Origin of the sequence: Desulfitobacterium sp., from assembly GCF_035539115.1 — a bacterium.
In the GTDB taxonomy this organism is placed as follows: Bacteria; Bacillota; Desulfitobacteriia; order Desulfitobacteriales; family Desulfitobacteriaceae; genus Desulfitobacterium_A.
Genome location: NZ_DATLJA010000045.1, coordinates 1 through 13,804 on the forward strand (window position 1 = coordinate 1; position 13,804 = coordinate 13,804).

General features: G+C 44.5%; 14 protein-coding genes. All 14 read right to left on the reverse strand.

Translation table 11 applies throughout. The features are described 5' to 3' along the window. Positions 1-449: 449 nt before the first annotated feature. On the reverse strand, positions 450-1,568 hold the full coding sequence (locus VM640_RS08900; RefSeq protein WP_325391367.1) for a homocitrate synthase/isopropylmalate synthase family protein: 1,119 nt from the start codon (positions 1,566-1,568) through the stop codon (positions 450-452). Between the two features lie 13 nt (positions 1,569-1,581). After that, on the reverse strand, positions 1,582-2,424 hold the full coding sequence (locus VM640_RS08905; RefSeq protein WP_325391369.1) for a radical SAM protein: 843 nt from the start codon (positions 2,422-2,424) through the stop codon (positions 1,582-1,584). A 48-nt stretch (positions 2,425-2,472) separates the two neighbouring features. Continuing rightward, positions 2,473-2,832 (reverse strand): NifB/NifX family molybdenum-iron cluster-binding protein, encoded by a 360-nt coding sequence (locus VM640_RS08910; protein WP_325391371.1) that lies wholly within the window; start codon positions 2,830-2,832, stop codon positions 2,473-2,475. Positions 2,833-3,303: 471 nt separating this feature from the next. Beyond that, positions 3,304-3,711 carry a GNAT family N-acetyltransferase gene (locus VM640_RS08915; RefSeq protein WP_325391392.1) on the reverse strand — a complete coding sequence of 136 codons (408 nt, stop codon included), beginning with the start codon at positions 3,709-3,711 and terminating at the stop codon, positions 3,304-3,306. A gap of 196 nt (positions 3,712-3,907) precedes the next feature. Further along, entirely contained in the window at positions 3,908-4,177 is a 270-nt protein-coding gene (locus VM640_RS08920) for a 4Fe-4S dicluster domain-containing protein (protein ID WP_325391373.1), read from the reverse strand. Positions 4,178-4,219: 42 nt separating this feature from the next. Continuing rightward, the gene (locus VM640_RS08925; RefSeq protein ID WP_325391375.1) at positions 4,220-4,591 is read right to left on the reverse strand and encodes a NifB/NifX family molybdenum-iron cluster-binding protein; all 372 of its coding nucleotides are present in this window, start codon (positions 4,589-4,591) and stop codon (positions 4,220-4,222) included. A 13-nt stretch (positions 4,592-4,604) separates the two neighbouring features. Continuing rightward, on the reverse strand, positions 4,605-5,915 hold the full coding sequence (gene nifN / locus VM640_RS08930) for a nitrogenase iron-molybdenum cofactor biosynthesis protein NifN (RefSeq protein WP_325391377.1): 1,311 nt from the start codon (positions 5,913-5,915) through the stop codon (positions 4,605-4,607). Next, entirely contained in the window at positions 5,908-7,275 is a 1,368-nt protein-coding gene (nifE, locus tag VM640_RS08935) for a nitrogenase iron-molybdenum cofactor biosynthesis protein NifE (protein WP_325391379.1), read from the reverse strand. The genes nifN and nifE overlap by 8 nt, the downstream gene beginning before the upstream one ends. Before the next feature lie 18 nt (positions 7,276-7,293). Further along, complete coding sequence (nifK, locus tag VM640_RS08940) at positions 7,294-8,721, reverse strand: nitrogenase molybdenum-iron protein subunit beta (RefSeq protein WP_325391380.1); 1,428 nt, start codon at positions 8,719-8,721, stop codon at positions 7,294-7,296. Between the two features lie 14 nt (positions 8,722-8,735). Further along, positions 8,736-10,169 (reverse strand): nitrogenase molybdenum-iron protein alpha chain, encoded by a 1,434-nt coding sequence (gene nifD, locus VM640_RS08945; RefSeq protein ID WP_325391382.1) that lies wholly within the window; start codon positions 10,167-10,169, stop codon positions 8,736-8,738. Between the two features lie 45 nt (positions 10,170-10,214). Then, positions 10,215-11,042 carry a nitrogenase iron protein gene (gene nifH / locus VM640_RS08950; protein WP_325391384.1) on the reverse strand — a complete coding sequence of 276 codons (828 nt, stop codon included), beginning with the start codon at positions 11,040-11,042 and terminating at the stop codon, positions 10,215-10,217. A gap of 129 nt (positions 11,043-11,171) precedes the next feature. Then, positions 11,172-11,555 (reverse strand): P-II family nitrogen regulator, encoded by a 384-nt coding sequence (locus tag VM640_RS08955; RefSeq protein WP_325391386.1) that lies wholly within the window; start codon positions 11,553-11,555, stop codon positions 11,172-11,174. Between the two features lie 2 nt (positions 11,556-11,557). After that, positions 11,558-11,875: a P-II family nitrogen regulator gene (locus tag VM640_RS08960; protein WP_325391388.1), complete on the reverse strand. Its 318-nt coding sequence runs from the start codon at positions 11,873-11,875 to the stop codon at positions 11,558-11,560. Positions 11,876-12,486: 611 nt separating this feature from the next. Further along, positions 12,487-13,542, reverse strand: coding sequence for a response regulator transcription factor (locus VM640_RS08965; RefSeq protein ID WP_325391390.1), 1,056 nt, complete (start codon positions 13,540-13,542; stop codon positions 12,487-12,489). Positions 13,543-13,804: the final 262 nt, after the last annotated feature.

Here is a 13,804-nt window from a genome sequence, read left to right on the forward strand (position 1 = left end):
GGAAAATGACCTCTCCGAACTATTGATTTTACTGGGCTAAAGGGGTTCTGTTTTTGATTAGGGACTACAAAGATTTCTTGAAACCTGAAACCCGCTCCCAGCTTGCATTGGTAATTTATGTCGCCAAACTTGGGTTATATAAAAAATAAATAAATTTTCTCCAAAATTTGTATTTATTATAATTCAATGAACAAGTGAAAAGTAGCAACTATATAAGTTCCAATAAATAATGTGCATTTTTCTTGATCCAAACACGACTATTCTTAGGGGCAATTGCAAAAATAGTATATGCAGAAAATTATTTGGAACTTATATAGTAAAAATAAAACCGTGTACAAACCCATTTTTACGGGTTAGTATACGGCTTTATTGCCCTTGATAAACCATTCACCGTTTTGACCACGAAGGAGTATACTTCCAAACGATGAGCGAAAGTAGCCCGAATAGTCTTACAGAAAGCTTTTAACCATAGGAAGAATATCCGATGCCGCAAGAGGGGATTTCTTTTGGCTGCTGAGTGACCTTACCCGCATGAGAAGCTCTAGTCGTTGATTCTCATCCAATAAAACGCCCTTTGCCCTAAGCAACCCCGTAAGTTCCTTCATTCCAGAATATTTGCCAAAGGCTATTTGGTGTTTACGAGAGACACTTTCTGGAGGAAAGGATTGATAATTGTTAATGTCCTTGCGGATTCCATCAAGATGAACGGACGAGGTGTGAGTGAAGACATCAGCCCCTATAACCGGCTTAGCCCGCGGAATTTCTCGCTGGGTTATCCTACTCACGAGTGAACAGAGCGAATTCATTTGACTGATATCGAAGGCGGCGGGCCGCTTTAGAATATACTTGAGCGCAACAGCAACTTCTTCGAGAGGGGCATTGCCTGCTCTTTCACCCAATCCGCCAACCGTTACACTCACCGCTTTAAACCCTGAGCGAATTGCCGTTATCGCATTCGCTGTAGCCATCCCCAGATCATTATGCGCATGCAACTCAAGCGGAAGGTTAATATTTTGAAGGAGAGGGGAAAAGCGCAAATGAACCTCAAGTGGATCCAAAATACCAAGCGTATCCGCTAACCTGATCCGGTCAACCCCTAGCCGTTCGGCCTCCTGACCGATCTTTAAGAGAAAATCAACATCAGCTCGGCTTGCATCTTCCAGTCCCAAGCAAATATATTTTCCCTCCTTCTTCGCTAGGGTGACGCATTCTCCCATCACTTCCATCACCCACGCCCGACTTTTATTTAACTTATGTTGAAGATGTTGATCTGATACGGGAATGGAAATTCCAACTCCCCTGACCCCTGTCTGAAAACTCGCTTCGAGGTCACCTGGAACAGCTCGGTTCCAAGTACTCAGTCGTGTGGGTAGTTGCAACCCTACAAGCTTCTTAATTGATTCTAATTCGTCAGCACCTGCTGCCGGAACCCCAACTTCAAGTTCATCAATTCCAGCACTAGCCAAACGAGATGCAATCCTCTTCTTTTCTGCGTAGCTAAATCCGACACCAGGTGCTTGTTCCCCATCCCGAAGAGTTGTATCACAAAGCCACACCTCGTCTAACATAGATTCCCCCCCCTTAAAGCAAACCAATTGCATCCGCTCGACACTGTTGACAATGAGTCATCTGCGGCAAAATAGGCACGAGCTGCTGCCTCAGTTCTGTCAACTCTTGACGTGACGGTGAAATCCGATGCGCAAACTTTGCTTGGGGAATCAGAGGCATCAGGTTTAAAAGATGTGCCCCTCTCTGCTTGACCTCACGGGCTAAGGCTTCTAGTCCATTATCATTTAACCCCGGTATCACCACGGTATTGATCTTAATTGTAAGTCCCGCCTCTGAAGCCAGTTGAATACCCCGTAATTGATTCTCAATGAGGATTCTTGCCGCATCAAAGCCAATGTAAGAATGGCCTTTCCATTGGATATAACCGTAAATAGCTGAAGCAGTGCCCTCATCCAGAGTATTCACAGTGACAGTAATGTGGGAGACGCCAAGATTCACCAAGTCATCTATTTTTTCAGGAAGGAGCAAGCCATTGGTGCTCAGGCAAAGGGATAGCTCAGGAAAACTCTCATGGACCAAAGCTAGCGTCTTATAGGTAGCCGGGTTTGCTAAAGGATCTCCCGGACCCGCAATTCCCACGACGTTCAAGTATTTGCCAATAGCAGACTGTTTGGCGTCGTAAACTTGTTTTAAAGCTTCTTCAGGATTGAGCACTTTACTCGTCACCCCCGGACGAGATTCATTAGCACAATCAAATTTCCGAACACAATAATTACAGGAGATGTTACAGGCGGGGGCCACAGCTAAGTGGATTCGACCCGCTTTTTCATGTTTGCCGATAGAGAAACAAGGATGCCCTTGATTGAGTCGTGGACTCGTATTCTCTTGAATTAATTCTTGGGAACAGCTGTGCATAATCAACACCTCCATAAAATTTTAAGTAGTAACGTCGAACCTATGAAGTTACATCTGCTTCTGTAGCCAGCGAGGCGGATTTTTCATAAAAAGTTGATTTAATCTTTGTGCCGCATCTTCAATCAGCATTCCTTCTTCGAGCTTTAAAGGAAAGATTTTTTGTTGGACCAGTCGAGCTGCGGCTGGTCCTCCAATCTGTGAACAACAAAGAATGGAACAATCTCTGACAGCCTTGATTCGTAAATTAACTTTTTCATCTTCAATTATGGATTCTGAAGAATTAAAATTAATCGTATTAACCTCCCGGTAGGACGAAGAATCAAACTCGAAAATGACGATTTGTGAACCTCGTGCAAAGTGGGAATCGATATGTTCCGAATCCTCACTACAGAAAGCGACTCTTAACATCTCATTTTCCTCCTAACCCGCCCTTGTATTTAACGATAACCGATCCATACTTTTAAATCTTCACCTGCCCGATCAAATGCAGGAATTTCTACTCGCAAATCGAGCATCACCACCCTTCATCGAGACTATTACTTTCGGAAGAAGAATAAAAAGAGAGCCCCAAAATCATAATCGATGGGGGCTCTCTCTATCACTACTTCACTCAAATCCATAAGATTTGTGCCTAGATATGTATCATGGTAAACCACGAATTGTAGATTCCCTATTAGCCTGCAAATCTCTTTAACTCTTTTTCTTTCACTTGATAATGTTATTATATGCGAACAAGGAAATCTAGTCTAGTGGTTTCAGGAAAGAACACTGTATACAAGCTGATTTCACTTTGGACATATAAGCGCGGCGAACACACATCTTGCCACAAGCCTGGCAACCAATGCATTGACCCATCTTCACGCACCTCATATTTGGAGCTTACATGGTTAAGGCCCTTAAACATATTAGCTCGGTAACCTTCCAATCCATCTTTTTGTAGAACTCCAACGCCCGCGTGTTGTTTTGATCAGCTAATAACTGTAAGCGACTTGCTCCTCGTGCAATCGCCCAACCTTCTATGGCTAATAGCAGTTCCTTTCCTATGCCTTCCCCTCTACATGCGTCTTCAACTACCAAATCTTCGACTAAAGCAACTATTCCACCTTCGGCAGTAGACACCAAAATCTGTGCCGTGCACATTCCCACGATCTGTTGATTTAGCTCTGCTACCATAATGCACCGATTAGTGCAATCATCTAGCATCATTTCTAGACCACGCTGTTGGGTCTCCTCATTGAAGGCAAAATCGGTTTCTATAGAAAACAAAATTCTAAGCAGTTTAATCATACCGCCGATGTCAGCGTGTTTAGCCCTTCGAATCGTGTGGTTCAATATCTGATCAGTCACTATCCTGCCCCCTAGCATCCTTAATTTAGTAGAAGTGAGACAAGACTACTACGACTACTTGTTCGCTGTTCCTGAGTCGGAGCTATTATGCGCGCTAATCTTCCTTCATTTATTTACCTACGCTCACACACACCAGTTAGGCTATTTTTTCTTTAAACGTATGACAGTGGCGGATACAGATGCTACCACAAGCCTGGCAACCGATGCATTGGTCTCTATTCACAATGGTTGCTACGTGTCGCTCTGTCCCCTCATCATCTTCGAAACTTTCCAGACCTAGGCATTTTTGGATGCATAATTTCACACATCGCCCACATCCAAGGCATACTGCTGTATCGATCGATTCTATAAACTTTGGAGTCCAGGGTAATCCGCCAAAGGTTTCATAAATTAGTACTTCACTCACTTTTTGCCCCTCCCTCCTTTGCCCATTAAGATTATTTCGCGTTTAGGCTTCTCCCTTATCCAGTTTCTTTTTTAACCACGGTGGTAGTTTTTGGGAAAGCAGTAACTTGCTCATTCTCTCAAGTTCATCGGTTATCAGCGTCCCCTCTGGCACTTTCAAAGGGTGAATACCACTTTGAACTAAACGTGCTGCTGCGGGACCACCAATCTGTGTGCAATAAACGATGACACACTCCTTGAGCATATTTACCCGTGCATCGACTCTATCTTCGGTTTCAGCCATGTCCTCAACAACCAGAGATGTCTGGATAACGCCTTGCTCAGTCCCTGTAAACTTATACATTTCAAACTTTGGAGCAGAAGCAAAATGTGAATCAATGGCTAATCCGTCGCTGCTGGCAAAGGCTATAAGCATACCTGTACCCTCCCTAACTTAGTGAATTTAACATATCAAACAGAAATTGTTGAGTGCCTTCATACCCAATCCAGCGTTTTTGAGGATAGCCGGCACGGTCAAAGACAGGCAGTCCTGCTCTTAAATGAGGGATCTTGAGTAGTCCTGCGGCTTGACGACCGTTTGAATTGGCAATGATCAAATTACTATGAACCGCTTTTTCCTCAAGTGCTTCCAGATCTCCCACTTCGATCGGAATCGGTAGGGATAGTTTGTGGATACCCCCCTGGGATGCTGCCAAAGCCACTGAGATCTCGGAACCAACCTCAACTAGGCAAGCGGCTAGACTATACAGGAGATCCGCTTCCAAGGCGATAGCGATCTTTTGACCGCCAAGTTGACCATGATAGTCGGCAAGTGTATCCAACAATCGGCTTCTTTGACGGAGGAGCTTCTCGGGTATCGGCTTACCTGATATCTTCGCTAACGTTAAAATGAACGCATCGGTCGCCTTAAGGCCAGTTAATGAAGGAAAGTTAAAATGGGAAATTCCATACGTTTCCTTCAGGATTTCTCCTGCTTTCTCCATACTTAGTCCAAACGATAAACAAGCACTGCATTTTGGTAAACGCTGAAAATCTGCGAGTAAGGTTCCGCCCTGAACGACCGGGGCAGCTTCCAATTCAGCGTGCCCATCCAGAGAAATTGAAAGATCAGGAACAGTAATCGGCCTAAATCCGAATTCCGAAACAATCTCTTTTAGCTCATCGACATCGCCCGGGGTTAAATGACAGCCAGGTATTAAGATGATGGACAGCGCAGTATCTTCGTTAGAGCTAGAGACAGATTGTTCAAACGTCTTGCTTGGATGCCCGGCCAACGTTGTAATCAGAGCCTCTACCGTTCGCTGATAACCTTCTTGCATAGAACCGATATAGTCCGGCGTACTTGCCAGAACCACAGGCATATCATCTAAATCCGGTCTTTCTGAGCGAAGGCTAGAGAGTGCGCTCACCATGTCGTCGCCAAAGGTTTCAGTTAACCCCGTACTCATCACTCCAATAATTTGAGGCTTATATTTATCGGCTGCCACGGCAATCCCTTTTTTAAGATGGTCCCAACCACCAAAAATGACGGAGTCTTCTAAGAGGGCCGTTGAATTAAGGGGAATCGGTTCCTTAAAGTGCCTCGAAAGCTGTAACCGAATGAACGAGGAACACCCCTGAGAACCATGGAGTAAGGCTAAAAGTCCATTGACACCGAGGTAAGCTAGAGTCGCCCCAAGAGCCGGGCTGTTTTTCTGTGGATTCCCCTGATAATGTCTCGTATCAGCCGTATTAGTCATCTTGATCACCCTCCTGGGGGGGGAATTCCTGTTTCAAAAGCCCCCAAACAGGACTCAGCACCGTATGCGTTAAGCTTTCTGCAAATGTAACCATCCCCTGATAACCAGCATACGGTAGTTTTCGACCGTGGTTAATATCCAAAAACGGGGTTCTCGTTTTATGTGCTAGATATTTTGTCTTTCCTCCAGCAACGATGAGATCCGGTTTTTTCTCGGCAATAATCTTTAAAAAACCCGCTGAACTTGTATCCTCAATAATTTGGGCTGAGGGATCCATCAGCTTTTTCATGCGCTGGAAATCCTCCGGGGTGGAGTTTTGCGTTCCTCCAGCTAAAATATTGATTCCTAATTCAGCCAAGGTAGACACCATCGACCAGGTTTTAACCCCGCCCGTAAACAAGATGGCCTGCTTATTCTCCAGTAACTTTCTGTAGCCTGCAATGATCTTGCGCGTTTCGTCTTCCCTCTTTTGAACATAGACCAGGGTTCTCTCCAGTAAATCAGGATCCTTGAGTGCTTTGGCGATATTGCCCAACGTTTCAGAAGTGTCATGAATCCCGTAGAACGACCCTTCTATAAAAGGTATTCCATAGCGCATTTCCATTTTCCGGACTAAATTAGTAAGACTTTTGGAACAGATCAGTACATTGAGACTTGCTCTGTGAGCTGAACGTAAGGTATCGAATTTGGCATCCCCGGTAATCGCCGTTTGCAGTGTGATCCCTAAGTTTTGCAAGTCAGGTATAATTCCCCAAATATCTCCAGCGATATTATACTCTCCAATTAGGTTAATGGACAGAGGAATTTTCTCATCAGAACCCTCCGCTGTGCCGATCACCCGATCAAATAAAACTTCCCCGGCAATACGGTTTCCGATATTTTTATCTCCCAAAAAACCTGGGCAATTGACGGGAATAACCGGAATGGTCAGTTCTTTTTCTGCTTCTTCGCAAACTGCGTTAATGTCATCTCCGATCAACGAGGATACACAGGTCGCGTAGACAAAGATGGCTTTGGGATTATGTCGAGCGACGATTTCCAAGATCGACTCTTTCAGCTTTTTCTCTCCGCCGAAGATGACATCATTTTCCATGATGTCTGTGGTCAGTCCCCGTCGAAAAAGCTGGGAACCTGAGGAGCGAGCTCCTCGGTTATCCCAAGAGTTTCCTGCACAAGCAATCGGTCCATGAACAAGGTGAGCAACATCCGTGATGGGCATGAGCACAACTCGTGCCCCGTCATAAGCGCAACTCCTCTCTGCGCCTTCGCCGGGCAGGGCCTTCATGCATAATTTAGGTGAACCGGCATCTGACACGCACTTTTTATCTTTAAGATCTAACTTTGTAAGATTGGTAAACATGAAGCAACCCTCCGTTCTTTAACGCATCATTTCAAAGTGTGCCTCTGTGGAGTTCCTGTCGACTTCCTCTAAAAACGTATTGGTAATCATGGTAATTAAGTTAATCACTCCGGAATACCCAATGATCGGAGAGCGATGGAGATTCACCCGATCCGTGATCGGGAAACCGATTCTGACCAGTGGAATATTAGCGTCACGGGCAGCCCACTTACCATGAGAGTCGCCGAGTAACATATCAACGGGTTCTGTCACCAGAAGGGAACGGAGATGCCAAAGGTCTTTGCCTGCATAGAGTGTGGCTTCTTGACCGTAAGGACTTGACGCAAGTAAACTTTCCATGTCTGTTATAAAAGTTGGGGTGGCATTTGTGCAAACGATATGGACCGGCATTCCTCCCATTTCGAGCAGGAACGTGACCAGCCCTATGAGGAGATCAGGGTCACCAAACAGGGCAAATTTCTTGCCGTGAATATAGGGATGAGCATCTGTCATAGCATCGACGGCACGTCCCCGTTCAAAGGTTATTTCCTCTGGAACCTCTGCTCCTGTGAATTTGGCCACGGATTCAATGAATTTGTCCATACCTGCGATTCCGATGGGCATTGAAATCGTTTCGACGGGAACTTCCTTACTGGCAAGATATTTACTGGTGGTCGGCGTTGAATACGTCTGAAGGAATAAATAGCTGGCAGCGTTTAAAGCATCGTTCATTTCTGTAATCGGTGTTCCTCCTGAGTACATTTGGTAAGTGCCCAGATTGGGAGCATCAAAAACATCACTATTGTCGGGTAAAAGGGTATAAAGCGCTTTCAACAGTTTGAGGATACGTTTATATTCACGAAGATTGGCCGGATAAGTGTCAAAACCTGGCACAATATAAAGTTTATCGTTGATTTTATCCGCCTGCCGTGGTGTTGCTAAGCATTCTATGAGACCTTTGAGCATCGAGTCATACCCTGTTATATGAGACCCTTTGAAGCTCGGAGTGTTGGCCAGGGCCACCGGAAAATCTTGGGGAATCGATTCTTTTTCCCGAGCATTCCCTAAATAAGCCTTGATATCGTCCCCTATGACTTCAGCCATACAGCTCGTGAAAACTGCAATCACCTTTGGTTGGTAGAGTGTATAGGCATTCTTCAACCCTTCGTGAAGATTATTTTGCCCACCAAAGACCGCAGAATCCTCAGTCATCGAATCTGTTACCGCTGCTACAGGTTCCCTGTAATGACGGGATAACGTGCTGCGAAAATAGGCAGTGCAGCCTTGAGAACCGTGGGTAAACGGTAGGCACCCTTCGACCCCTAAGGCACAAAACAAGGCGCCAAGGGGCTGGCATGCTTTGGCCGGGTTGATGACCAACTTTTCACGGGCAAAATTCAGTTCTCGATATTCGACAGTATTTAGCCATGCTGTTGTTGCCTTAGTACGAGTTTCCATCTGCGACATCCTTTCCGCTAAACTTATTTTGTCCAAGGTGCTTTTATTGACTTCCAGGTAGGACTGTTAATGGCCATATCCATATCCCGAGCAAAGATTGGGAAGCCTTCGTAGCCTTGATACGGACCGGAATAATCCCACGAATGCATTTGACGGAAGGGAAGACCCATTTTCTCAAAGACATACTTCTCTTTGATACCAGATCCAACCAAGTCAGGTTTTAGTTTCTGGACAAACTCTTCGAGCTCATAAGCATTCACATCGTCATAAATCAACGTTCCTTCTTTTAACTCAGGAATGGTTACCTCATAATCTTCTTTGTGAGCAAATTCGTAGCCCGTACCAATAACCACCATGCCTAAATCTTCATACGCTCCGATCATATGTCTCGGACGAAGGCCCCCAATATAAAGCATCACTTTTTTCCCGGACAGGCGCGAATGGTAAGACTCAATCACTTTCGCCATCGCGGCTTCATATTTTTCGATGACGATTAGGGTTTTTTCCATGATAGTTTGGTCAAATTTCTTGGCAATTTTAAGAAGGGACTCTCTGATATTAGTCGGCCCAAAGAAGTTGAATTCCAGCCAGGGGGTTCCGTAAGTTTCTTCCATGTGTTTGACGATGTAGTTCATACTTCTGGTACAGTGGATTAAATTAAGTTTGACCAGGTGCCCGTTTTGCAACATTTCCATCGTAGAGTCGCCTGTCCAAATATTGACTACGTTTAAACCAATTTCTTCAAGGAGTTTTTTACTGGCCCAGGCATCTCCGCCAATATTATAATCGCCGATAATTCCAATGTCGTACGGCCCTACTTCTCGACCGGGTCCCTTACCCAAGAGATGATCCCGAATAGCATCATTGGCAATATGATGGCCCAGGGACTGGCTTATGCCCCTAAACCCTTCACAGCGAACTGGGATGACTGGGATTTCAAGGTCCTTACTCGTGCGGCGAGCGACACTTTCAATGTCATCTCCAATCAGTCCGACAGGACATTCTGAGAGAACAGAAACTCCTTTGGCGTTCGGGAAAAGCCCCATAACCTCATGGATGATTGTCTCCAGCTTTTTGTCCCCACCGAAAACGATATCATTTTCCTGGAAGTCGGAGGTGAATAGAAACGGTACAAAGTTGTCAACGCCGATTTCACCATCTGCTAAGTTTCTGCGGTTACCCCAAGAATAAAAGCCACACCCGACAGGTCCATGGGAAATATGCACCACATCCTTGACCGGACCCCAAACCACCCCTTTAGCTCCAGCGTAGGCACACCCCCGTGCGGTCATGACACCCGGAACTGTTTTTGAATTTGATTTGACTGCGCATCCCTCACAATTATCCTCTTTAACCGCAAGGTGTTTCCTCCGATCCTTTTTAGCCTTTTCCGGATAAATCTTCAGAACGTCTTCCACGACTTGTTTTCTGAAATCCGTTGTTTCCTTTATGCTCATAACGCTGACCTCCCTAATTTCTCTATACGCTATATTCGATGGATACTACATATCCATGATCCCGAATTCCATCATTAAATCTTCTAACGCATCCATGGTGAGCGGAGTTGGGATGGTCATCATTTTGTTATTCTCAATTTTTTTGGCCAACGTTCTGTACTCATTTGCCTGAGAATGGGTAGGATTATGTTCGATAACGGTCATTTTACGCACTTCAGCGCGTTGTACCTCGTTATCACGGGGTATGAAGTGAATCAATTGAGTATTGAGGCCTTTCGCCAGGGCTTCAATTAATTCAAGTTCTTTATCGGTTTGACGACTGTTACAGATCAAGCCACCCAGCCGAACGGTCCCGGTTAGCGCATACTTTAAGATCCCTTTAGAAATATTATTGGCTGCATACATGGCCATCATTTCACCCGAGGTAACAATATAGATTTCCTTGGCTTTATTCTCCCGGATCGGCATTGCGAAGCCCCCGCAAACTACGTCTCCAAGGACATCGTAGAACACATAATCCGTGTTCTCTGAATAAGCACCGTTTTCTTCTAAAAAGTTAATGGCGGTGATGACCCCTCGACCGGCACAGCCGACCCCTGGTTCTGGACCCCCTGATTCAGCGCAGTGAATGCCCAGATATCCTTCCACCAAAACCTCATCCAGCTCTAAATCTTCGACGGTCCCTCGTTCGCGTGCTAAGTCCATAACGGTCGTTTGCGCTTTACTGTGAAGAATCAAGCGCGTGGAGTCGGCTTTAGGGTCACAGCCAACAATGGTAACCTTTCTCCCCATTTCAGCTAAGGCGACAACCGTGTTTTGGGTTGTTGTCGATTTTCCGATACCGCCTTTGCCGTATATCGCAATTTGTCTCATGTCAATACATCTCCTCTATATCTAATAAATCGAAGTCTTTACTGTCCAGCTCTTAATTTTTTTACTTTCAAGCTTTATACTTTGATCCCCAATTGTCGATCTCAACTTCTCACTCAGCCTTTAGAACCTCTAAACCACTGCTTCCCTTCCCACTTCCCCCGTGCGAACGCGTATAACCTCTTTCAAAGGACAGACAAAGATTTTACCGTCCCCCATGTGCCCCGTCTGATTGGTTTTAATAATTACATCGACAACCTCTTCTACTTGGTCATCCTGCACCACAATCGTTAACAACCGTTTGGGAATCCAATTAAATCGGGTCTCATCAGCGAAGTCAGGACTCATCACGGAATTCAATTCAGGGTCAACTTCAGCAGCCCATCCTCCGATTCCGCCTTGCTTACCGCGGCCCTCAACACTTTGAATCGTCAGAGCGGGAAAACCGGCATCTTCAAAAGCCTTCTTTGTAGCGGGTACCTGATGGCGTCGAATTAAAGTCATTATTTCCTTCATTTCTACAACCCCTTTGTCCCTTTACTTACGGTATACGCTTCTTCAACTTCGGTCACGAAGACCTTGCCATCGCCCATGGTTCCGGTTTTGGCACTTTCGAGAATTACCGAAATAGCTTCATCCAACTTTTCATCTTCGATAACTAAAAGCAGCAGGGTCTTAGGAAACTCATCATAAACCACGTCCCCAATCCGAATACCTTTTGTCCTACCTCGACCAAAGACGTGCATTTTTGTCAGCGAGGGCATTCCAGCCTGTGCTAACGCCTCAGCCACACTCTCCGTCTTCTCCGGTCTTACAATTGCTCTGATCATTTTCATATAATCCATCCTCCTTCAAATTTGAATTGCTTTGTTCATAAGGCGTAATTTCACATGAATCAAAATAAAGTCCTATCCCATCCCATCACCACCCTTCATCAAAATCAATTCTTTCAAAAGAAAAATAAAAAGAGAGCCCCCAAATCATTAATCGATGGGGGCTCTCTTATACACTCAAACACTCCAAGTTAAAAACACTTGGTGCCCAGTTCAGAATCCTTGGAAATCGACTAAAATAATAAGAAAAAGAGCCCTTCATTTTGAAATGGCTCTCTCTATCACTACTTCACTCAAATCCATAAGATTCGTGCCTAAATATGTATCATGGTAAACCACGAATTGTTGATTCCCTAGTAGCCTGCAAATCTCTTTAACTCTTTTATTCCCTACCTACGTATCAATGATCATAGAAGTTTCTTTCACTTAATAAAGTCATTATATGCGAACAAAGAAATCTAGTCTAGTGGTTTCAGGAAAGAACACTGTATACAAGTTTTTCTCTTATTAGCCTACAACACTCTAATAACTCTGGACTCAAACTTGCGCTGTTGATTACATGCTATTCATACAGGCGAATACGGCAAAAAAGCCTCTGAAATTCTTTAAATGCCCTAAGCCCCACTTGATTTTTGTTTAGTTCGAAACTCTGATGGAGTAACCCCTTCATGCTTCTTGAATACCGCGGAAAAGTAGCTGTTAGAACTAAAACCTGTTGCTTCCGCAATCTGGTCCATTGTTTCATCAGAGGTACGTAAGCGACGTTTAGCTTCTTTCAACCGTATTTGGGCCAGATATTCGGAAAAGCCCATACCGACCTTCTTGTTAAATATCCGACTAAGATAAGCCGTACTGAGGTGAACATGTGCCGCCACCAAATCCAGTGAGATATCCCTGGCATAATTAAGTTCGATATAATCAATGGCTTTATGGACCAGTGTCTGGTCATTAATAGCATAATTATGAGTGAAAAGGCTCATCGATTTTTCCAGAACCAACTCTCCCCAAGCTTTTAGGCTTGCGAAGGATGATAGATGAGACAACTCTTGAGCTAACTCATGCTCGAGAGCAGATACTTGAGCAGGGTCTGCTCCTGTGGATAAGGCAGCCTGGATAACAATAATCAAGACGCATAAGCCAAAAGAATTAAGCTGGTAAGTTATAGGATTAGGCTCTGAGTCCAGAAGAAGTTCTAAAAGCCTAGCGAACTCACGCTTGGCCTCCTCGAGATTTCCTGTTTTCACATGTTCCTCAAGGCCGTTCAAATCCAAAGGCGGTCCGGGACGAAAATTCTTACGAGACAATCTATCAATAGCCAGCTTAACAGCATCAATCAGCTTTTGGGGCTGAATCGGCTTCAGTAAATAATCTGTAGCCTGAGCCTTTATGGCCTGTTGAGAATATGAGAACTTGCCATAGGCGGTTAAGATAATGACTTCTATAGCCGGGTAATAGGCCTTAATTTGCCGGGTTGCTTCGATTCCATTAATTCCGGGCATTTTGATGTCCATGATAATCAAGTCGGGGACTGTTTGGTGGACAATAGCCAAGGCTTCCCGCCCGTTGCTGGCTTCGCCCAATATCTGGATGGGCAAGCCGGAATTTTGCAAGGTAAAACCCAAAACCTTGCGTTCTAATTCCTCGTCATCAACCAGTAAAATCTTGTACACCTTTACCCTCTCCATACTAAGATTCATTCACTGCGAATTGGCGTCTATTTAGATTATACTCCTTCGCTAATCAACTATGCTTACTCTTTTTTTTGAAATTACAAAATATTTATAATTTAGAACCTGAATTATTCACAGCTTTTCACACAAAGTAGTTTAAATGGCGATAACTAAAGCTTGGAAGCAAAAACTTTTTTCATCAAATAAATGAAAAAAGAACCCATTTCTGTTAGAGTTAAATCTGCAAGAAAATAACCAACAG